The sequence below is a fragment of the Microcoleus vaginatus PCC 9802 genome (assembly GCA_022701275.1).
Taxonomy (GTDB): Bacteria; Cyanobacteriota; Cyanobacteriia; order Cyanobacteriales; family Microcoleaceae; genus Microcoleus; species Microcoleus vaginatus_A.
On the sequence record CP031740.1, the window covers coordinates 3,123,834 to 3,146,632 of the forward strand.

The following is a 22,799-nucleotide window of genomic DNA, read 5'->3' on the forward strand; positions in this document are numbered from 1 at the left end:
AACAGCTAGCAAGGCGAGCACATAAACAAAGCCGACAAGATAAGGGCTGGAAAATACATCGGATATGATCGCGATCACTGTTTTGGGGTGATCAAATTCACTCTCGCTCTGGCCACTGACATTTCTATTTAACTAGATTAGAGTGGAGTTAGGGAGTTCTAATCCCTGCACCGCAAATCATTCGCTGAAAAATATATTATCGGCGGTGATTTTGGTTGCAGGTTTGGGGGTTTTATTTTTCAGCCAAAGTACAGATTTAAATTTGTGCAAGAGGCTGATATGCAACTTGCAAAAAATGGGAACAATAAAGATGGGATTGTACTGTCGAGCAGTAACTACCTGCAATACCATCACTGAAATTATTCAGGAAGGCGTCAATGTTTAAGAGCAAATTATCCAAAGTTATCGTATCCCTGCTGCGGCGGATTGCTGGTGTTACCAGATCCGGGGCCAAGCGGCTGATGAGAGCAATGCTGCAAGCGCTGATGGCTATGGGCCGCAGGGCAAGACTACCGATGGCGGGGTTTGTGCTGCCGACGGTGACGATGGTGTTGCTGGTAGTGATTTTGTTGACAGTGGCGATTACGCTGCGATCGTTCGATCGGGCTAATACGGCGCGTAACGTGCGCGTGAACCAGCAGGTGCTGGCGGCCGCGACTCCCGCGCTCGATCGGGCAAAAGCCAAAATTCAATATCTGGTGGGGGAAGGCAACCTAGTGACGGGTACTCCCTCAGATCGACAATTGTACCTGGCAATGTCGTCTTACCCAGCCGCCCCAACTCCTACAGACCCAGATTTGTACACATTTGGAGACGAAGAACGCCTCGTACTCAGAGCAGATCTTTCGGGAAATGGTATCAGCCTTAATGACGACCCAAAAGGCTCGCTTTTTAGCGCGCCCGGAGTAGAAAATGAAGCGCTAAATACTGCATGGAGATATCCCGTCGATACCAATAACGACGGTATATTTGATACTTTTACTCTTTACGGAATCTACTTTCGTACTCCAAAAAGTGTAAATCCAAGACCGAGAAAGGAACTGGATGCCAGAACACCCCCCATGCGAACAGGAACCACCAACCCAGCCTGTGCCCAAGGAGAGGGTACGGTTGCAAGTTTGGTAGGGGACTCTGGTTGGGAAAGAATAAGTGGCAGGCTCCAGAAAAGTTTCTTTGTTTACACGGTTAACGTACCGATTACCCAGACAGAAGCTAACACATTGGGTGCGGCGAAGTATCAAGCTTTCCCCGGAACCCCCAGCATATCGGCTCTCGAATACCAGCAAGATCAAAGCCGCATTCCCCTCAGCAACAATGCGGTTGTATATGAAGACGACTTAGATATATCGCCTGGGCCTCCGTTGAATCTAAACGGGCGGATATTGACAAATAGCAACTTATTGGTATCAGGATTGGGTGGCGCCAGAAACATCAGACTATTTGAAGTCAGCAGCAAGCAATCTTGTTTTTACGATCAAGAAAATAGCAGAATTATCGTAGGCGGTAATGTTGTTAACGGGTGGTCGGGCAGCAATGCGCCGACAAATCCGGTTGAAGTACATCTTTTCAAAACTCTAACCGACACCAACCAACCCAATACAAATGCACCCACAATTGACACCGCCAATCAATCTGTCGCAGAAAACAGTCTTCAGGTACTGTACAATAACAACGCTTACTCCGAGCGGTTAGCTGCTCTGGTAGACGGTCAAATAGAAGCAGATCCAACAGGTACTAACGATCCAGTTTCTGTTCAGCAAGCAAGGCTGGCCCCCAAGAGTCAGAGTCGCGAGCAAGCATTACAAGATTATTTTAAAGAACGGCTGCGGAAAGTTACTTTTGCAGAAGCGCCCCTCGCCAGCGCGGTCAACGGAAAGTATTTAGATCCGAATGTACCGACGACTTCCTACAGAATTCAAGACGCCGGTAACAACAGTCTCAGACCCGCAAATCCTTCTTGGAGCCTTCCTAATGGAACGGCGACAGTAGGCGCTCCATCAGGGGCGGGACTCACTATTCGTCCAACTCAGCTACCAGCCGAAGACCCCGAGGAGTTAGAACTTACTGAGAGCGAAGATTTCTTGGGCAATCGAGTCACAGTGGGTAACAACTTGCCAGCACTGCGGTGGGACGGCACAAGCTTTACTAATGATCCTCAGCAAGTAGATGGCACCACTAAATGGGCAAATAACGGCCCAGTTCGCACCCGCACACCGCAAGTGACTAAACTTGCTGACGTGGGAGCAACAGCCCGCGGCAACGGTTTAGGCGAAGCACCAGGCAACCCAAACTCTTTCAGCGATGGTTTCTGGGAAAAAAGCGCCGCTGAAAGACCGCGAAGTCCCCTTGACGGTGTTGGTGGTCTGCGGGTAATTACCAGTGCAGGAGTGTACGATCGCACTAATTCTTTCCTACCGCCCCCTACCTGGATACAGCCTGCTGCTGCTGCCGGTGATGCGAGATTGAAAAGCGGCCCCGCATCGAGGGGGACTGCTTTCACTGCCCTAAATACTTACGACGACCCGGAAACTCCGGCTGTGGAACAGTACCGCGTCGTGTGGCCCGACTCGATGCCGATGTCACCGCTGGGCCCGGGGTCGCAAGTATGGAACAACGGTAATGTAGCGGCGGGTGCTATTGCTCCCGGAGCTTGGGGAAAGTGGGACCCCACTTGGTCGCCGGCGGCGATCGCCCCCGCTCTGCCAGACGCCACGGTCCTGCCAGCAGCAGAAACAAATCCTAATTTTGTTGTTGAGCAAGCCACCACAGCTCGCAAATTTGCCAAAGGCGACTTGCGGATGCGGGCAACGGCAGTTTATCACTACGCAAACAACGCCTTCGACCCAGTAGCACTAGCACCAGGAGCTCAACCAACTCAAACCCCCCTGGCCTGCGTCAGCAGCTACTACGACCCCAGCAACGCTTCCACAGCGAGAAACATCTTGACGGGAGCGCTGCCCGATGTCAGTGGACAGGGAGGGAGCGCACCAGAGGTCGCAACACGCCAAGCAACACTGGGAAGACAGCAGGCTTTTATTGGCTCTAACAACGGCATCACCTACGGCCCCCCTACAAGAGGGCAACCCGGTGCTTCAAACCCCCCGAACGCTGCTGGCTTGCTAACTGGTGGAGACGCTATTTTGGAAGCCCAGGCCAACATGGTTTTTCCAGACGGTAGGTTTGCCAACGGGCCGTTGAGAACCGCCCTCCAAGTGGCTCCAGCCGCTCGCACACTAGCACAACAAGCAGCTATTGACTCAACTAATTGTGCTCTACAAATACTGGACGGCTCGATCGCTCGTGCTCCTGCACTGATTCCTGACGGCGCAATTCAAGAAGTAGCATTTGTCAACGGCAGAGAAGTCAAGGCGATCGATCGTGACAACCAGACCACGATCGTCAACGAAGCTTTTACGCTCAGCAGTCCCCTCCCTCAGCCAGCTCCAGCCCCCCAAGCAGCACAATTAACAGGCAATTACAACCAACCCCTAGAAGAACGGGAAGCCCTAGAAATTCGGGCCACTCAGCTAAATATCAATGTTTTGCGCGGAACAAACATTGCAGGACCAAACGCTACGGTGACTGAGTGGTTGCTGCCAAACAGCGGGATTATTTATGCTAGCCGGGACGACGCGCTGCCCGATCGCAGCGCTCGATCGGATACTCGATTGACGGATAGAACTATCAGTCCTGGAGACAATCTGCTCGACCCCACCCGCAAGCCTAACGGTATTGTCCTGATTAACGGTCAGCAGCTATTTCGCGGTGGCGCCGCCCCCACACCACCCCCAAACCTAAATGCTGTAGTCATAGAAAAAGGACTCACCCTGGTATCGAATTTGCCGGCTTACATCAAAGGAACCTTTAACCTTCACGGCAACTTCCCGCCCGCTGCTCCGGGTACTACACCCGCTTTTGCACCAGTGGAAGAGTTTACGACTATTGTGGACCCAACCTGGGGAAATTTCTACACTCGCCCCACCCTTAACACCAACTTTGCCTGCCGCGCTGGCGATCCGAGGCTTCCGGACTGTACCGTGGGAGACTTTTGGAGACCGGCAACAGTGCTGGCAGATGCAGTCACCCTGCTATCGCAAAATTACCGTTTTGGCTTCCGCAACGAGGGAGATTTTGACCTGAGAAACAATGCGGGCGCTGCTGCTGTATTGCCCCGCAGACAGCAAGGATTTTTCAACAACAACTTTGTTACTAACGGACTTTCGAGCCGGGCGTTTTCAGACAACCTCAATTTACTAGGTACCACAGGTGCTAGCACTACACCGGTGACAGACGCTACCTACGTGGCTGCGGCTCCCGCGCCCCGGCTGTGGAGTTCCTACTTCAACAACTTTGTCACCCCGGTGCAGCGGCGCGGGAATTTCCCAGGGTATTTAATGGAAGTTTGCACAAAAATCCCGGTGGCTGCGTGTACCGATGCTGACTGGTATGTCGATCCGCTAGCAACAGCGCCAGTGACAGCAGCAGCCGCGATGCTACCGGCCGCAGGGGGCCCAAATTATGTGTCACCCGTTACTACCCCTACTACCCGTTTTAAAGCTGGGTCAACGTTCGATCCCCCAGTGCCAGCATTGCAGCGATTCCCCCGCCGCGTAGCTTTTTCAAGAGCAGCAGGTACTTCATCGTTAAACACGCCCACTAATCCACAGCCTTTAGGGATTTCTGCTGCAAACGCTATTGGTAGTACTGCTGCCCCTAGACCTGACTCTCTGTGGTTTGCGGGAACTACTGGGACGGGTGCCGTCAGCTTTGATGGCACAAGTCTCCCATATGTGGTAAACCCTTCCACCCTTCCTGCCAACACCAGAGACGGCGCAAATGTACCACTGTCAACTTTAGTGGCATCAACACCCGCAACTTCGGCAATAGGAGGGGCACCAAATCCCGCGCCAGTTGCACTACCACCCCCACCCTATAATGGGTCACAGCCGCAATTGCTCCCAGTCCCGCAGATCCAAACTTTGTCAGCAGACGCCGCTCCAGGCGGGAATACAATGCCAAGAGGTACAAGGACTCTCCGAGCAACGGGATGGATACCCCAAGCTGTAAATACCACCTTTAATCTGATCATTGGAGCTGGCGACACTCCTTCACGGACACTCAACGGTACCAGTGGAGACTTTAACGGCGGCTTGCAAAACTTGCCCCGATTCCTGGAAAGCTGGAATAACGGGGGAGTGACTACTAATATCAGAGGCTCTTTCATCCAGCAAAATCGCAGCGCTTTTAGCACAGCACCTTACCAGCCAATTCTGCCACTAAACCCATCTGGCTTAGCGAGCCTGTTTCAACTTCAGGGAGTCCCTCCGGTCCTAAATATCACAAACACATACAACACAGATGCTGGTGCCGGGTTGATTCCCTACTTCAGCCCGCCCGCCCGGAACTGGGGTTATGACGTGGGCCTGCTATCTCAGCCACCTGACTTGTTTACTCAAAGGTTCACGACTCCTTCGACAAAGACTCAGCCTGCTGAGTATTTCCGGGAAGTACCTCGCAATGACCCGTGGGTAACAACTTTGATGTGCGGCACTGTAGCTCCCGATCAGCAGCCGAATGCTAATCAAAATGCCACTTCCCTTCGCAGTGGCTGCCCTTAACCCTCTAACTTTCCGCCGCCCAATTACTGGAGTCCTATTTATGACTAAGCGACAACAACAGCAAAATTTATCCCAGTCACGAGATGGTGGCTACACGATTATCGAGTCATTGGTAGCGATGATTGTAGTTTCGGTGCTGATGATTGCGATCGCCCCGGTGATGGCTTTCTCAGTAGCGACTCGCGTACAAGCGCGGCGGACGGAACTCGCCACACAGGCGGCGAGAACTTACATCAACGCTCTCAGAACAGGTGCTATAAAACCAGGTGTACCAGGGTTCCCAATACCCGCACCAGCAGGCGACTTGGGGGGTGCAGCAGTTCCCACAGTCGCCGACACATACTGCGTTGACCTGGATGGAGACATGGCTGGAGGACCTTGTGCCCCCAGCAGCACCAAAGACTTTCGCGTTCAGGGCGCTTGGCTAAATAAAGATGCTACTGGTAGCGATCTCACATCAAAAGGCTACCAGCTCTTAGTCCGGGTTTACAGGGCTGATTCCTTTGATGGCACTGTAACTTTGAAGGCTCCAAAGAATGCGACAAAGCAATCTGTTGTGGGTTCTGGTTTGGGCGATCGGACAATGCCAGTAGTAGAAATGTCTACAGAGATTCCCCCCACGGGAGCTCCCTCGTATAACTCAATCTCCGATCGTCTCAAAAAACCATAAACTACTGTATGCCCATAATTACAGTGAGTGTTATTAGATTAAAATCCCTCCCAACCACTCGCCAAAGGAAACAGTCAAAATGAAAACTTTACTCAGGTTGCTTCTCAAAACTCAGCACCAGCGAAACCGCTCAGGACCAGCTCAAACAGAAAAGGGCATGACTCTGGTCGAGCTATTAGTCGGAGCAATTATGGCGTTTATAATCATTACGCCGATGCTCGGTTTTGTAGTCGATATGCTGAATACCGACAGGAGGGAACAAGTCAAGTCAAATACCGAGCAAGACATTCAGGCGGCCGTTGATTTCATCGCCCAAGATTTGAGCCAAGCTATTTATATTTACGATAACGCTGGAATTACTACTATTAACAACAGCACAACTCCGCTTCCTAGCGCTCCAAACGCAACTCCTATTCTGGTATTTTGGAAGCGCAAGCAGATTAGAAATGCTGTGTCTGTCGATACGAATCCAACTACTCGCGTACTGCCCAAGGATTGCACGCAAAATACTTGCAATGATACGTACACTCGCTCCTTAGTGGCTTACTACCAGGTTACAGAAAACAATCTTAATTCTATTTGGTGTCAACCATCAGGAGCCCCTTGTCCCACACGGATTGAGCGCTATGAAATTAGCGAGGGCATCATGGAAAACCCAGCAGCAACGACTGCAGCCACTCGTTACTTCGATAATGCGGAGGCAAATGACGGTCAAAGACATAGTGCAGCTTTTAATTTAAATTTTGACTGGAACAAGCCAACTGAGAACGTGACAAATCCAGCGGGTTTTGCGGGGTTAAACCCTCAAGTGCTAGTTAATTATATAGACCAAAGTCCATTAGTACCAGCACCTGCAAACGACGAGTGCCAAAAAGCTCTAGGCAATCCCACAGCCCAAGTACCAGGGACAACGACAACCTCCCCAGTCTTAGAAACAACTTTAAAAATAGCCAACCCAGACAATACAAATAGCTTTTACGCTTGTGTAGATACCTCTCAAAACATAGCCAGAGTAACTATCAGAGGAAACAGCCTCCGCCGCCTTCAACCCAACAATGCTGATTTCCAAACCAGCAGATCGGCGTTTTTTCCAACAGCAAGCGTTCAAGTACAAGGTCTCGGTGGGCGAGGAAGATAACTGATTTCTAAAACTGATTGCTGAAGCGCGCCACTAGCAGATAAAACAGGAGATGAAAATGAAAACCCCAATATTATTAAAAGTTTTGCAGATTTCTGCAACAAAAGCAAACCCCAATTACAAAAATACTGCATCCAGAAAGGGCGATGGAGGATTCACGCTTTTAGAAGTGCTGGTGATAGCGTTGATCGTAGGTATATTAAGCTCGATCGCCGCTCCCGGTTGGCTGGCATTTATCAACAGACAAAGAGTTCGCACTGTGAACGATCGCGTTTTCCAATCATTACGACTTGCACAAAGTGAAGCAAAGCGAACTAAGCGCGAGGTCAGAATTGAATTTGATACAACTGTTGATCCGCCAAAAGTTAAGTTTGACCCGCCACTAGCTACGGGTGGTAGTGAGCAAAAGTTAGATGCTGGAGGCGAAATTAAACCCGGCACTATTGCACTTACCGTTAATACACCTGCTGCTCCTACCACGCCTCCAAACTCGATCGTTTTTGATTACCAAGGCAATCTCACCGCAGGTATAACTCCATTTGTAGTCTCAGTTGCTCCTGTTGACGGCGGTACAAAACAGTGTGTAATTGTTGCAACTCTACTAGGAGGAATGAGGACTGATGAAGGGACATTCAATCCTTCAACAGGACAGGGTTGCCCGTAGCCCCGCAGATATTTTTTAATATCTAACAACAATTCCGCATAAGTGCAGAATTGCTAAAATCTATTAACTTAAATTATTTTATATTTCAAATCATATTAAAACAGTCAAAATATGCAGCTAGAACTAAAACAAATAATCATTCATCCAGGAAATCAACTATTACTCAAAGACCTAACCTGGCAGATGTTTGAAACCCTACTAACAGAATTAGGAGAAAGTCGCGCATCCCGACTTTCATACAGCAAAGGAACATTATAAATCATGGTTCCGCTAATGGAACACGAAGTTACCAAAGTCCTGATTAGCGAATTAGTAAAAATTCTGCTTGAAGAATTAGGTATCGAATTTTGACCTCTGGGTTCCACCACATTCAAAAATGAAAAAATGGCTCAAGGAGTAGAACCAGACGCCTGTTTTTACATCCAAAACGAAGCCGCAGTCAGAGGCAAAAACCGCATCGACTTAGAAACAGACCCACCTCCCGATTTAGCCATAGAAATCGACCTCACCTCCCGCACTCATTTCAACAACTACCAAGCATTAGGAGTTCCCGAATTGTGGCGCTACAACAGCCGCAACCTGCAAATGGGCGTATTGCAAAATGGAAAATACATACAGTCCGATCGCAGTCTCCAGTTTCCCAACTTCCCCATCACCGAGCTCATCCCCCAGTATTTAGAACAAAGCAAAACTGTCGGCAGAAACGTCGCCCTGAAAGCCTTTCGATCTTGGGTAAAAGCGCAAATTTAGCGGGGCGATGACAAAATTGCAGTAGCGAAACCGCACTACCGTTTCCTGACAACCGTTTCCTTACCTGCTTTTTTAAATTGGTGAAGACTCAGACCAACAGCCACAAATAGGGGTTAAATTTTAGGTATGTACTTACCCTCGATTCGCTCTTAAGCTTAGGAAAGAGTGAATCGAGCGCAACAACATACCTTCCGGCGATTTATGCGATCGGGCTATTTAGGCGATCGGGCGATTTATGCGATCGGGCGATCGACAAAACTGCTGTAGCGAAACCGCACAACCGTTTCCTGACAACCGTTTCCTTACCTGCTTTGTTAAATTTGCATAAATTTTCAGTAAATACCGATCTATACACTCCCCAAACCCAAAAGTTAAAATATAGCCAATAAAAAATAGCTCCTCCTAGCTGTTTTTTTTGCCAGCTAAATATCAGGGAGTGCATCTACGTGTCAATAAATAAAACGCTCAAAGGCAGAGCCACTACACCTGCCGCAGGTTTTACAATGATTGAGCTATTGATAATTATTTTAATTATAGGAATATTTAGTGCGATCGTCGCTCCCTCTTGGCTAATGTTCATCAACAACCACCGTTTAAAGGCATCGCTCGATCGAGCTTATTGGGCAATGGAACTTGCACACAGCAACGCCAAACGTGACAAAATTTCATGGCAAGCCAGCTTCAAAGAAGTAGGAAAAAATGTACAAATAGCAGTTCACCCAGCCGACATTTCCCCAGCCCAAGTACCAGCCAGTCAATGGAAAAACCTAGAACCGCAAATTCAAATAGATCCAGATGAAACAACAGTGCTCCAAGTAAATGAAAACAACGAGCAAAAAACAAACGGCCCAATCCGGCGCGTCATGTTCAACCATCGAGGTTGCCCCGTATCTCGAAGCGACCACGACTGCACCCTAACGAGTATAAGAGCCAAAGGAACCCTAACCCTATATCATCCCAACTTAAGAAACAGTCAACGCTGCATCATCATCTCCACCCTCCTAGGCCATAAACGCACCTCCCAAAGACAATCAAAACCCAACGAAAACAAAAGATATTGTTACTGAGTCACTGATGTAGCGTGCGTCAGGGAAAACGATATTACCCGAAATCAGAGCACGGCAGTGCCCAAGGCGTGTCAACCTCAGCCAACCATCTGCCAGTCCGCGAGTCCGCCAGGGATGAATTCCACGGGGCTTATAGCTAAAGTCCTCTCAAAGAGGACTGAAGAACTCATTAGTCGTCTTCAGACGACTTTAGCTTTGAGGCAGGGGTTGAAACCCCTGCCGGACTATTGGTTGTACGTTAATTTGACACCAATGGGCATTGCCGTGTCCTCAATAGTCCTGTTGTCGATCGTTATCTTCGAGGTCAATTCCTGCAGCCACATCTCAGACATAATCAACTACTTCTTACTCGGTGCAATCTTCTCAATAGAAATCAGCGACTCCATCACCGACTCCACAATCGGCGCCGCCACCGTCCCCCCCGAACCGTCCTTAGGCTCATCAATCACCGCCAAAACCACATACCGAGGCGCCTCCACAGGCATAATTCCCACAAAGCTAGTAATAATCGCCTTGTCAGAATAACCCCCACCAGCATTAGCTTTTTGAGCCGTACCCGTTTTTCCAGCAATCCGATACCCAGGAATTTGTGCAGCTTTCCCCGTACCACCATCAACCACAGTTTCCATCATTTCTAACACCTGTTTAGTAGTTTCCGGCGAAAAAACCTGCTTCGGAACCGGCCTCGGAAGCTTCCAATAAGCTTCACCGTCCCTATCAAAAAGTCCCCGCACAACGTGAGGAGTCACCAACTTGCCACCGTTAGCCAAAGCCCCGTTAAGCTGCACCAACTGCATCGGAGTAATCGAAAAACCTTGCCCAAAAGCCGTTGTAGCAACTTCCACCGGAGAGTTAATAAATTGCTCTCGATTTTTAAGCTGACTGGTTACTTCAAAAGGCAAATCAGTTCCCGCAGTTTGTCCCAGTCCGAGTTTTTCTAAAGCTTGATAGTAAAGAGAAGCTTTCATACTTCTCATTACGTGCACCATCCCCACATTGCTAGAATGTTTCAAAATCTCAGTAACAGTCGAAGGGCCACGCGCCCCTACGAATTTGTAATCGGAATTTTGGATAGTCCAGCCATCCATGAAAATCCGACCTTCGTCCTTAAACACACTATTAGGTTTCACCGCACCCGCTTCCAGAGCGATCGCCACATTAATCGCTTTAAAAGTCGAACCAGGCTCATAAACATCAGTTACAGCCCAATTTTTATAGCGCGACAAATCGAAATTAAAATATTGATTCGGGTCATAAGAAGGTTCCGCTACAACTGACAGCAATTCCCCGTTACGGGCATCCATCACAATCACCGTGCCCCGCTTCGCATCGTGTTCCTTCATTTTTTCCTTAAGCGCAGTTCGGGCAGCCCGCTGCAAGCGAGTGTCGATCGTCAATTGCAATTTCAAGTCATCAAGCTGCACAAATCCCGCCGTCAGCCGATCGGGAACCCAACTCCCATTGCTTGACCTGCTAAACTGAATCGACGGCATCGATCGTTCCAACAAATTCTGCTGGCTGTATTCCACCCCGGCTTGTCCCTTCCGTTCCCCGTCCACATAACCGAGGATATCCGCCGCCAACTCCTGCTGCGGGTAAAAACGCTGCTGCTGCCGCAGCAACTCCAAGCCATCGACCAGACTCTCTTTAATTTGCATCTGAGCGACGCGATCGGCAACCTCTTGAGGCAGAGACTCCGCAATTGTAATACCGCTTTCAGCAAGATTAAACCTGCGTATCAATTCAGTTTCCGACGTAGTGCCCGGACTCAGTTCCAGCGCCAGCATCGGAGCCAATTTAGCAGCAATTTCGACCTTCGAGTGGTTAAACAACTTCGGGTGAGCGTAGAGCGTGTACACCTCTCTGTCGATCGCCAAAACATTCCCTGCGCGGTCAACTATCGGGCGTCTCGGTACAAACGGCTTCGTTTTGAGAGTTTGCTGCTGCTCGGCCTGTTTACGCAGCGCCGGAGCTCGCGTCACCTGCAAATAAAACAAATTCACAGCCAGCCCCAGCCCCCCCAGCATCAACACCGCCCACACGGCCCACAAACGGAACTTGCTGCGCTTTAAACGTTCCACCGGCCGCCCCCAAGATGCAGCCGTCTGTTGTGGCGATCGGCCGAAACTGCCCGAAGATCTAGGTTTGGCTGGTTTTTCCCACCCAGTGCGTGAAGCGAAGCTATCCCGTAGGGAATCGCCCGCCTGTTTTGTGCGTTTAAAATTCGGCGATCTGTAGCGGTCAAAACGGGGGTCGTAGCTCATGGCATTAAAAATTCAATAGCAAGTTAGAGCGTTTTAGAATCTATAATTTATAACTTAAATATTAAAATATAAAATTCACGACTTGGGAATGAGCAGTCCCTATCAAGGTTGGGCTCACACCTACAGTTGCATTCTGTTTTTTGAAGTGGTGTTAATTATTTTTAATTTGTAACTTCCCGTTGGAAGCAGAAAATCGATCGCGACTTGCAAAAAAGTCAAAAAGGAAATTAGATCCTCGAATTTTCAGGCCCTCGGACACTCAGGCCCTCGGGCGCTCTACGCTTTGACACAGATTTAATAGCCCAGCGGTGTTTCCACACCGCCTCCCTTCTTGAGAGCGGGCTCAGAATTTGGTGCCGCAACGGGCGATCGAGTTTCAGGAGCCGGCTGCAAGAAAATTGTGTCCCCAGGATTCTGCGGAGCCAAACCGGTTTCGGGATTTTGGGCTTCTTTAGCAAGTTGGTGTTTCAAGACTTCACTAGAAGCACTCAATTGCTGTTCCCGGAGGCGCAGAGTTTCCAGCTTTTGATACTCCTGACTCCAGCGCTGCTCGCCGTAAACTGTCAAGCCGTAGAGACTCAGAGCACCGCCCAAAAGCATAAGTGCTGCCACTGAGGAGGCGCGCTGTGCCTGCAGGAGCGATCGCAACCACACTGGCTGCTGCTGGCGAGCTGGCATGACTTTCAGCACCGATGCCGACGACCGAGCCTGAGCCTGTTCGTCGGCTGGCGAGTAGTTGGGCAATACCGGCCCAGTCTTCGCCCGCCTAGCTCGGGCAATAGAAGTAACTTTGCTGCTGGCTGGGCCAGCAGCGGGCTTGCGGGTCGATCGGGAGCGGGGAGAATCCGGGGATCTGATAGCAGCGGTCATAGAGTTCACCAATACGTAAAGTGGGGTAGCTTCAGCTTGATTGAGGTTAAGAGTTTTTTGTCTCCAGAGCGCCAGTTGTGGCAATCTGGGCTCGATCGGTTATCCTTACCAAAGATACCTCACAAGCCAACCAACCCATCCTACCACTGGTCTCTTTGACTTCAGGATTTGCAAAAAAAAAAGAAATCTTTGCTGGTTAGCGATAATCTATGTGAAATTTATGAATAAATGCAGTATTGTAATCAACGAGCGAATCGTTGAGCTATTCGTGCCAGCATTGTTTCTGAAGTACACTATTCCCTTCCTTGCGATGGGTTTTCAGTCTTAAGGAGTTTTTATGAACAAGGGATTAATTCGTTTGACTTTGGTAGTGGGCTTGGCAGTAGCCCTCGGCGCCTGCGGAGGCGGAGATGCCGGCCCTGGCGGCACTGGCTCTAGCCCCTCTCCGGGCGGCGCTGGCGGCACTGGCGGCGCTGGCGGCACTGGCACTACTACTTCTCCTACTTCTTCTCCATCTCCAAAGTCTACTCCTGGGACTGGTGGAGCTGGGGCTGGTGGAGCTGGTGGAGCTGGGGCTGGTGGAACAGCTTCCCCTTCTCCTAAAAAGTCTCCCTAACTAGGGCGATCCGAGAGTGTTTGCCCAACGAGCCTAGCCTCCAGGTGAAAAATCGTTCGCTCCTCGCATTTTTTCATCTCAGAGGTCTAGGTCTCAAGTTGGGTGTTAGTTGTACTCTGATGCTTTTACTAGAGTTCCGTACATCCCCTTACTGCCGCAAAGTCCGCTTAGCGCTGGGTTACAAGGGCATTAGCTTTCAAGTAGAAAATTTGACTCCCGGCCTGCAGGTTTTGAAACTCAAGCCTCTGACGGGAGGTTTGAGGACAGTGCCAGTGCTGCTGCCTCAACTCGAAGGTCAACCGGAGGCGATCGCCCACTCGACGCAAATTTTGCACTGTTGATCGAGTCTCGCTTGCCTTCCCCGCCGCTGTTCCGACAGACGAGAGGAAAGCTATCTGAGCCTTGGATGCTGGTCGAAGACTTGCTCGATGAGAGCATCGGCATGGCTACTCGATTTATTGACTAGGAGTTTGGCGCCGGTGCGGGCAAGCAAATCGACCCGTCTGTTTTGAGCCAGTTTAGTGATTCAATTGGCGCCGCGCCAGTTCTGTATTAACCCTGCTTCGGCAAAACTCGCTCCAGTGGCGCCTGAGTGCTGCTTTAAACCTATTTCACCGTCGCTGGTAGGATGGTGCTAGTTTGCTAGGCGATGCCTTGAACAGGGCAGATATTGCTTGCTGCTGTCGCCATGCTGAGTCCTTTAACTTTGATGCCTCAATACCGAGTTGAGCATCCTTCGCTGTTTGAGCGTATTGCCCAAATTCACCGACTTTGTGGGGAAACCCAGCCTCCGGCAGGTGAAATTCTACAGATCGGGCGATCGTCCCTGCCTAAAAATTCCAGGTAAACTATTAACTGCTCCCCAACGCTTATAGTGTTGACCCTCCTGCAGTGGCAAATACACAATAGTTTAAAAAAAAATTCCTATCACATTTTAAATAAAAAGTCAAGGACATTAGGGAGATAAGATAAATTTTTCAATTTGTTTTAATATTTCTATACTTAGATGTTACCAATAAAACCCCAGCTCGGCCGTCGGCAAGGCAACAGCCTGCTGTGTGTCCCAGGGCGCGCTGGAGCTGGTGCAGGCAAGATCGTGCTAATCAGTGGTAGGATGAGCGATCAAAAATGTATCGAAATGTAAAGTGCAGCGCCGCTCTAGGTTTTGAAAGCCATTTAGTTAAAAGATTGAGGTAAGTAGTTTTATGCCCGCGACCGTCCCCTTTGAACAGATTGACCGCATTGTTTGGAATCAGCACCACGATCCATTTGAAGTGCTAGGCCCTCACGCTATCGAAGAAAATGGCAAAAAAGTCTGGGTCGTCCGAGCTTATCTGCCGAATGCGGATGCGGTATGGGTAGTTTTGCCGGAGGCCAGGGCCGAATACCCGATGAAATCAGAGCATCACCCTCACTTTTTTGAATGTACGATCGAAACCCCAGAACTAGCTAACTATCAACTGCGGGTCAAAGAAGGAGAACACGAGCGCTTTATCTACGACCCCTACGCCTTTCGATCGCCCAAACTCACAGAATTTGACCTTCACTTATTCTCAGAAGGCAACCACCACCGGATTTACGAAAAACTGGGGGCACACCTCACCGAAGTAGAGGGCATCACAGGAGTATATTTTGCCGTTTGGGCCCCGAATGCCCGAAATGTATCAGTTTTAGGAGATTTCAACTATTGGGACGGCCGCAAACATCAAATGCGGAAATCGCAAAACGGCATCTGGGAATTATTTATTCCCGGACTATCCGTGGGAACTTCCTACAAATACGAAGTGAAAAACCAAGACGGACATCCCTACGAAAAGTCCGATCCTTACGGTTTCCAGCAAGAAGTGCGGCCGAAAACAGCATCAATTGTCACCGACTTAAACACCTACACTTGGAACGACAGCGCTTGGATCGAAAAGCGGCGGCACACAGACCAACTGACGCAGCCGGTTTCGGTTTACGAATGCCACATCGGTTCTTGGCTGCACGCCGCTACTGACGAACCCGCCGTGCTACCAAATGGGGAAATACAACCCGCCGTGCAGGTTTCGGAACTCAATCCCGGGGCACGCTTTCTGACTTACCGGGAATTGGCCGATCGGCTGATTCCCTACGTCAAAGATTTAGGATTCACCCACATCGAAATGCTGCCGATCGCCGAACATCCTTTCGACGGCTCTTGGGGCTATCAAGTCACCGGTTATTTCGCCCCAACTTCCCGCTACGGCACACCTGAAGATTTCATGTATTTTGTTGACCAGTGCCACGCCAACGGCATTGGCGTACTGGTGGACTGGGTACCGGGACATTTCCCCAAAGACGGCCACGGTTTGGCTTTCTTTGACGGAACTCACTTGTACGAACACGCCGACCCCCGCAAGGGCGAGCACAAAGAGTGGGGAACCCTAGTATTTAACTACGGCCGCAACGAAGTGCGGAATTTCCTAGTATCAAACGCTCTGTTTTGGTTTGACAAGTACCACATCGACGGGATTCGCGTAGATGCCGTAGCCTCGATGCTTTATTTGGATTACTGCCGCGAACCCGGAGAATGGCTGACCAACCAATACGGAGGGCGTGAAAATATCGAGGCGGCGGATTTTCTACGTCAGGCGAATCACGTCATTTTTAGCTATTACCCAGGTGCGCTGTCGATCGCCGAAGAATCTACCTCTTGGCCGATGGTATCTTGGCCGACCTATGTAGGTGGTTTGGGCTTCAACCTGAAGTGGAATATGGGTTGGATGCACGATATGCTCGACTATTACCACATGGACCCGTGGTTCCGCCAGTTCCACCAGAACAATATAACTTTCAGTATGTGGTACAACCACAGCGAGAATTTCATGCTGGCTTTGTCCCACGATGAGGTAGTCCACGGCAAAGCCCACATCATCGGGAAAATGCCAGGGGACGAATGGCAAAAGTTTGCAAACGTGCGGTGTTTGTTTACTTTTATGTTTACTCATCCCGGAAAGAAAACGATCTTTATGGGAATGGAGTTTGGTCAGTGGAACGAGTGGAACGTTTGGGGGGATTTGCAGTGGCAGTTGCTGCAATTCGAGCCGCACCAAAAGTTGAAGCTGTTTTTTAAAGATTTGAACAATTTGTACCGCAGCGAAACGGCACTTTACAGTCAAGATTTTGCTGAGGATGGGTTTGAGTGGATTGATTGCAGCGACAACCGACACAGTGTCGTGGCATTTGTGCGCCGAGAGAAGGATGGCGACGAGTTTGTGGTGATCGTGTGCAATTTTACGCCCCAGCCGCACTCTCACTATCGCGTAGGAGTGCCGGAACCAGGTTTCTATACGGAGTTGTTTAACAGCGACGCGCGGGAATACGGCGGCAGCAATATGGGGAATTTGGGGGGCAAGTGGACTGAGGAGTGGTGGTTCCACAACAGTGCTTATTCGATCGACTTGTGTTTGCCGCCTTTGGGTGTGTTGATTTTAAAGCTCGATCGGGCAAAAACAACAGCAAAATCTCAAGAGTTTTAAGTTGTGAGTCGTGAGAGTTTTGAGTTAAGAAGAATCAAAACTTTATTAAACCTAAAAAGTTGAGGGTATTCAGAAACCCGGTTTCTCCAAGAAATCGGGTTTTTTTTGTTTTGTTGTTGTGGTGAATATCTGGAGGGGGTGACCAACTCGTCAAAAGACCTACTGATGGGGGAGCGTTGCATAATAGCGACAAGATTTTGATTTTTTTTGTAGAGGTGGCTATGCTCCTGAAGGCGTGTATTTTCACAGCAGGCAGGACGCTTAACCCATACTCCCCACAAGAATCATCCTCCAATTGTGCCAAGCCGAATTAATGATATAGCAACCGCCAAGGCGGTTAAGCCCTAGACTGGAAGTATCCCTTAATCTTGCTCCGGCTGTGCCGGAGCGAAACCCATGCCCAAACCCTACAGTTACGACCTCCGTCAAAAAGTGATCCAAGCAATCAAGCTTGATGGCTTAAAGATTAGTGAAGCTTGCCTTATATTTAGCATTAGTCGTAACACTATTCGTTTATGGTTGAAGCGGGAACGTGAGACTGGGGACTTTCAAGCCTTGCCTAATCAACCACCTGGTAATGGGCACAAAATTACTGATTGGGAAAAATTTACCAAATTTGTCGAGATTAATGGAGATAAAACTCAAGTAGAGATGGCAAAACTATGGACGGAAGAAATTAGTGATCGCACTATATCACGGGCATTAAAAAAGATTGGGTTTACGCGCAAAAAAAAACTTATGGTTATCAAGAAGGAGATGAAGTTAAACGACTTCTCTTTAAACAAGAGATAGGGCTGTATGTACCACAGGACATAGTTTATATAGATGAGTCTGGGATTGATAGTAGAGAAGATTATAGCTATGGTTGGAATGCTAAAGGGAGCCGCTTTTATGCTTTAAAAAGTTGCCGAAGACAAGGGCGAGTTAATATGATTGCTGCCTATTGTCATGGTGAGTTATTGGCTCCATTTACTGTTGAGGGTTCTTGTAATCGAACCGTGTTTGAAACCTGGCTAGAAACTTGTTTAATCCCAACGCTAAAACCGGGACAAATAGTGATTGCAGATAATGCCACATTTCATAAAGGTGGGCGGATTCTTCAATTAATTGAAGCTGCAGGTTGTCAGTTAAAATACTTGCCCCCCTATTCACCGGAGCTTAACAAAATTGAGCGATGCTGGTCATGGTTAAAAAGTCGAATTCGTAAACAACTAATTAAATTCGACTGTCGAGCGGGATGCAATGGAAGCCGTGCTTCGCATAGCCGCTTAACCGCCTTGGCGGTTGCTATAATTAGGGGCAATAAACTACCATTTTTTCAGATGTGTATTAGGGCTATGTTCTTGATTAGATCTATGTTCTGACGGGGTTGTCATTTAGTGAAGTGCGTAAATCATGTTCTTTTTTAAGTTAGATTAATTAGCAATGCCAATTTTTAATGCCCAATTTTTAATTCTGAATTTTTAATTGCGAGTATCGGAAGCGCCAAGATTATAAGAAACTTTTGACGGCTCAACTGTTACTACTTCCGAAATAGATTGTTCTGCCACTGCCTCTAAAGTTGGGACTGGTAGATGCTTCATTTCCCAAACTTTCAGCAAAATTAGATATTCATAAAAAGCTTGCAGCGTGCACCAAGCCAATCCCGCTTGGCCGTCAAGAAATCCGCCCAGTAAAATATACATATAGAAAAAGCGCACCACAGGCCGCAAAGGCAAGCGCAAAGAAAAATCTTTCAAAGCGCGGCGCCTTTCCACCTCCGACGCGCCAAACAATAAATCCCACCAATTTACTTGACCCGCTTCTAATTGACGGAGAGTTTCAGCCGCCTCGTCAGTCGAGTAGCGGTTGTGTTTTTCAATCCAGCGGGAAAGACCTTTGCTGCAAGTATAGTGAGGGTAAGTTTCCTTCAAAAAGTGAGTAGGCCCGTTGCAGACTTCCCGTTCAGTGTGACCGTAGTCAGTAAACCACACTCGGTCTTTGCGAAAGAGACGCATTTGATAACGGGGATATTGAGTGCTGCGGCGAATCCAGCGCTCCATAAATATTACTTTTTCAGCTACGTAATAGCCGATATATTCTTGACTTTCGATCGCCTTTAAGCATTCAGCAAACAGTGCAGGCGTCATCCGCTCGTCAGCTTCGAGGATGTAAACCCATTCGTACTTGCACGGGACTTCTTGGAGCATCCAAGTCCGCTGGCGTCCGTGAGTTTCAAAGCGGTGCTGCACTGTTTGCACGGCATAGTTCTGAACAATCTCAAGGGTGCGATCGGTGCTGAAAGAATCAACTACAATGATATCGTCACAAAGCAGTGCCGATTCAATGCAAGCGGCGATATCAATCTCTTCGTTGTAAGTCAGAATATAAATTGAGAACATTCCCAGCTTTCAGTAAGGGCAAACTATTGGGTAAACAAACTATTTCTCAGGGATGTCTCGACCAGCGCGATCCCTGCCAGCGCCAGTCAATTTTTGCGGCGGCCGAACCGCAGAATTCCCATACTTCTCAATCCCGTCCAACCAACAGTAATGTAGCCGATCGCTAACAGCAAACTGGTGATTCCCGTCTGCAAACTCGAATTTCTCGATCGAGTTCTTAACTCTTTCTCTTTTTGTTGCTTGCGGGTGCGAATCTCGTTGCGAGCTTGATTGGGCAGTTCTTGGGCTTGCTGTTCGAGGAATTTGTCGAGGGCTTTCGGGTCATTTTTCGACTCCTGAAGCACAGCTTTCCATTCCTTGGGAACCTCTGGACTCTTGAGTGCTTGTTGCAGCTTCCCGTCGTCTTGTAGCAGTGCGGCTATCTGGGTGCGACGCTGGCTTTTGAGTTCTTCTACCTGAGTTTTAAATTGAGCGCTTTTAAGTTGCGCCTCAAGTTGACCTTCGGCTTGTCCCGCTTCTTGATCGACTTGAGCCAGAGCATCCTTGAGTTCCAAACGAGTATTGTTGAGGTGAACGGGAACCAGAGATAGGTAAACTAGACCTAACAAGCTGGAAATCAACAGCGCCCAGAATCGCAAGTCCAGCCAAACATTGCGTCGCTCAATAGATACTCCACTGCTGCTGTCTACCCAAAAGCCAGTCATCAGCAGGGCGATACCGATCAAAGGAATAATGCCCCTGTCAACTATCTGAGTTGCTGCAGCCAACTGCCAGCCTCGATTGAGAAGGTCTGAACTTTCTCCCGGCAGCGACAGAACAATGCAGTCAAGCAAAGCAGAGAGAATCAAGATAATCCCGACTACTTTTAGAGTTCGAGCAGCTACTGAAGAAAATTGACGGCTATTACTTGCTTTCATAATTCGTGTTAGATAATTCTACACCGTTAGATTCAAGGGGGTAGTTGAGTGGATTTTGTTACGAGTTAAGCTATTTTCCACCAAAATAGCTGCTTCGGGTACCGAACTCGACTTTCCTCTGGGTTTTCACAGACTGCAGTTGCGAGCCAAAAGGTCGAGTTTCTGAGCAGCTATGCAGAGTGGGACACAGGAGGCTGTAGGCTTCTGGGCTGGCTGTAAAGCTTGGTCAAGATAGCGTCCAGAAACTCCAGCAAGCAACTGCTGGCTTCTTCTATAGTCTGACGAATCCAGCGTAAAGATGAGCTCTACACACTTGGGTTCCTGGTTTTAACTAGCTTTCGCTCGCGCGGCCGTGCCAGAAATAATAGACACAGGAGGAGCGCGTTTCGTTGGGTGTCACCCCCTAGGGCTCCCACTACCCGATCGCCTGCCCGAGGCGGTGAAACTAAATCCCTTGTCTTATAGTAATTGATATAAGAGAGGGCGGGAATAAATAATTGTTTACCAACCTTTTTAACCTCCAATTACCAACAGCACGATACGGCAGTCACAAATACACGAGTAGCGGTTTTTTACTCGGGAATTGTGTTTACCATATCAGGTTTGTCGCAGGTAATTTTTACTTATCCCTTCTTGCTTAATAGTCACAGATTACTAATCACTATTTACTCATGGTCAACTATTAATTATTGCCAGGAGGTTTAAGGATTTATTATTCAAGAGCGAAAGTGCAAACTATCACATTTTTTGGTAGGATAATTTTGACCGCTGTTCAAATTTGGTGGTAATGACTGCAATGATTTCTGATGTTTACACCTTGAGAGAACTTGAAAGATTGATCGCATCCGATCCGGACAAGTGGCGTCCGATCGTGTTTACTAACGGCTGCTTCGATATCCTGCACTGCGGTCATGTCCGCTATTTGCAGGCGGCAAAAAATTTGGGGCGATCGCTCGTTGTGGGCTTGAATAGCGACGCCAGCGTGCAAGCTATCAAACCGCAGCAGCCGGGATTGCCGCCCCGCCCGATCGTACCGGAAAATCAGCGAGCCGAAGTGTTAGCCGCTCTCAAACCAGTAGACGCCGTAGTAATTTTTTCCGAGATTACAGCAACTAAACTGATAAATATCCTGAAGCCTGATATATACGTTAAAGGAGGCGACTATCAAGTCGAAACTCTGCCGGAAGCACCGACCGTTATCGCCGGAGGTGGCAAGATTTCCTTGATCGAAATAGAAGTTCCGAGTTCTACCAGTGCGATCGTCAAACGCATTTTACAATTAGGTACTTAACCCTTGATCGCAAACAGCAAACAGTGAGCTAAACTCAGAAGTTGCCCCATCAAAAAACACTAAAGTATGCGCGTGCGAAGCTATCCCGTAGGGAATCGCTCGTACAACTTCATCCCAATTGCTAAGCAGGAGATAATTTTAATGGAACTCACAAGCAATAACACGATCGCGGAAATCCTACAAAGACACAAAGCAGAGTTACTAGCAGACTGGCTCAAAGAACTGCAAAATACCGGGCTGCGGCGGGACGACTTGATGAGAGCAAAAGAATTGCGCTCCGAGTGTCAAGAGTTCCTGCAATTGCTCCACATTGCAGTCGGGCACGGTAACTATAGCGACATCCAGACATCCGAATGGGAAAATATGCGGGTGCTGCTAGCAGAAGTTTCGCGATCGCGCGTTCAGAGAGGTTTTACTCCCTCAGAGATAGCGAGTTTCATTTTATGCTTCAAAAAGCCATTGTTCGATCGGCTTTGTCATGAACTGACAGAAAACCGCGACGCACTTGTCGAACAACTTTGGCTTTCCACCAGTTTATTAGACCAGCTTGGCCTTTGGGTAACAGAAATTTTTCTCAAAGCTCGCGAAGAAGTCATCGAACGCCAGCAGCAAGAAATGCTCGAATTGTCAACACCCGTAGTCAAACTTTGGCAAGGCATTCTCGCTTTACCGATGATCGGGACTCTCGACAGTGCCCGCACTCAAATAGTAATGGAAACTCTGTTGCAGGAAATCATGGAAACCGGCTCAGAATTTGCGATTTTAGACATTACAGGCGTGCCGACTGTTGACACTTTAGTTGCTCAACATTTATTAAAAACTGTAGCAGCCGCCCGTTTAATGGGTACTGAGTGCATCATCAGTGGCATTCGCCCGCAAATAGCTCAAACCATAGTTCACTTGGGAGTTGACTTGCAGGATATTCTGACAAAAGCTACTTTAGCAGATGCTTTTAAAGTCGCGTTGCAGCGCCAAGGTTTAACTATAAAAAATCTTAAAGAGGAAAGATAAAAATATTGCGCTCTGACATGATAACTCAAGTAAATGTTAGCA

General features: G+C 48.6%; 14 protein-coding genes and 3 pseudogenes. 12 read left to right on the forward strand and 5 right to left on the reverse strand.

Annotation, left to right across the window (positions count from 1 at the left end; translation table 11 throughout):
- Positions 1–377: 377 nt before the first annotated feature.
- The 5 genes and pseudogenes from D0A34_12620 to D0A34_12640 all read left to right on the forward strand — a co-directional run bounded on the left by D0A34_12620 (position 378) and on the right by D0A34_12640 (position 8,840).
- Positions 378–5,618, forward strand: a complete 5,241-nt coding sequence (locus D0A34_12620; protein UNU19599.1) for a hypothetical protein — start codon at positions 378–380, stop codon at positions 5,616–5,618.
- A 40-nt stretch (positions 5,619–5,658) separates the two neighbouring features.
- On the forward strand, positions 5,659–6,288 hold the full coding sequence (locus D0A34_12625) for a prepilin-type cleavage/methylation domain-containing protein (protein UNU19600.1): 630 nt from the start codon (positions 5,659–5,661) through the stop codon (positions 6,286–6,288).
- A gap of 79 nt (positions 6,289–6,367) precedes the next feature.
- The gene (locus D0A34_12630) at positions 6,368–7,426 is read left to right on the forward strand and encodes a hypothetical protein (GenBank protein ID UNU19601.1); all 1,059 of its coding nucleotides are present in this window, start codon (positions 6,368–6,370) and stop codon (positions 7,424–7,426) included.
- 58 nt (positions 7,427–7,484) lie between these two features.
- Positions 7,485–8,090, forward strand: a complete 606-nt coding sequence (locus D0A34_12635) for a prepilin-type N-terminal cleavage/methylation domain-containing protein (protein UNU22273.1) — start codon at positions 7,485–7,487, stop codon at positions 8,088–8,090.
- 111 nt (positions 8,091–8,201) lie between these two features.
- Positions 8,202–8,840, forward strand: a pseudogene (locus tag D0A34_12640) (Uma2 family endonuclease).
- Positions 8,841–9,039: 199 nt separating this feature from the next.
- On the opposite strand, the gene D0A34_12645 reads toward D0A34_12640, so the two are convergent.
- On the reverse strand, positions 9,040–9,282 hold the full coding sequence (locus D0A34_12645; protein ID UNU19602.1) for a hypothetical protein: 243 nt from the start codon (positions 9,280–9,282) through the stop codon (positions 9,040–9,042).
- A gap of 4 nt (positions 9,283–9,286) precedes the next feature.
- Between D0A34_12645 and D0A34_12650 the strand changes: the two genes are divergently transcribed.
- Positions 9,287–9,907 carry a transcriptional regulator gene (locus D0A34_12650; protein ID UNU19603.1) on the forward strand — a complete coding sequence of 207 codons (621 nt, stop codon included), beginning with the start codon at positions 9,287–9,289 and terminating at the stop codon, positions 9,905–9,907.
- 338 nt (positions 9,908–10,245) lie between these two features.
- On the opposite strand, the gene D0A34_12655 is transcribed toward D0A34_12650, so the two are convergent.
- Together D0A34_12655 and D0A34_12660 are read right to left on the reverse strand one after the other, a co-directional pair.
- Positions 10,246–12,171, reverse strand: a complete 1,926-nt coding sequence (locus D0A34_12655) for a penicillin-binding protein 2 (GenBank protein ID UNU19604.1) — start codon at positions 12,169–12,171, stop codon at positions 10,246–10,248.
- Between the two features lie 294 nt (positions 12,172–12,465).
- Positions 12,466–13,041 (reverse strand): hypothetical protein, encoded by a 576-nt coding sequence (locus tag D0A34_12660; protein ID UNU19605.1) that lies wholly within the window; start codon positions 13,039–13,041, stop codon positions 12,466–12,468.
- Between the two features lie 337 nt (positions 13,042–13,378).
- Between D0A34_12660 and D0A34_12665 the strand changes: the two genes are divergently transcribed.
- From D0A34_12665 to D0A34_12680, 4 genes and pseudogenes are all read left to right on the forward strand, one after another.
- Positions 13,379–13,657 carry a serine protease gene (locus D0A34_12665; protein ID UNU19606.1) on the forward strand — a complete coding sequence of 93 codons (279 nt, stop codon included), beginning with the start codon at positions 13,379–13,381 and terminating at the stop codon, positions 13,655–13,657.
- Positions 13,658–13,776: 119 nt separating this feature from the next.
- A pseudogene (locus tag D0A34_12670) lies at positions 13,777–14,295 on the forward strand (glutathione S-transferase).
- Between the two features lie 567 nt (positions 14,296–14,862).
- Positions 14,863–17,157: a 1,4-alpha-glucan branching protein GlgB gene (locus D0A34_12675; protein ID UNU19607.1), complete on the forward strand. Its 2,295-nt coding sequence runs from the start codon at positions 14,863–14,865 to the stop codon at positions 17,155–17,157.
- A gap of 396 nt (positions 17,158–17,553) precedes the next feature.
- A pseudogene (locus D0A34_12680) lies at positions 17,554–18,429 on the forward strand (IS630 family transposase).
- Between the two features lie 191 nt (positions 18,430–18,620).
- Here D0A34_12680 and D0A34_12685 read toward each other — a convergent pair.
- Together D0A34_12685 and D0A34_12690 are read right to left on the reverse strand one after the other, a co-directional pair.
- Positions 18,621–19,538 (reverse strand): glycosyltransferase family 2 protein, encoded by a 918-nt coding sequence (locus D0A34_12685; protein ID UNU19608.1) that lies wholly within the window; start codon positions 19,536–19,538, stop codon positions 18,621–18,623.
- Between the two features lie 86 nt (positions 19,539–19,624).
- Positions 19,625–20,455, reverse strand: coding sequence for a hypothetical protein (locus D0A34_12690; GenBank protein UNU19609.1), 831 nt, complete (start codon positions 20,453–20,455; stop codon positions 19,625–19,627).
- Between the two features lie 796 nt (positions 20,456–21,251).
- On the opposite strand from D0A34_12690, the gene rfaE2 reads away from it, so the two are divergent.
- Entirely contained in the window at positions 21,252–21,746 is a 495-nt protein-coding gene (gene rfaE2 / locus D0A34_12695; GenBank protein UNU22274.1) for a D-glycero-beta-D-manno-heptose 1-phosphate adenylyltransferase, read from the forward strand.
- A 141-nt stretch (positions 21,747–21,887) separates the two neighbouring features.
- Positions 21,888–22,757, forward strand: coding sequence for an STAS domain-containing protein (locus D0A34_12700; GenBank protein ID UNU19610.1), 870 nt, complete (start codon positions 21,888–21,890; stop codon positions 22,755–22,757).
- Positions 22,758–22,799: the final 42 nt, after the last annotated feature.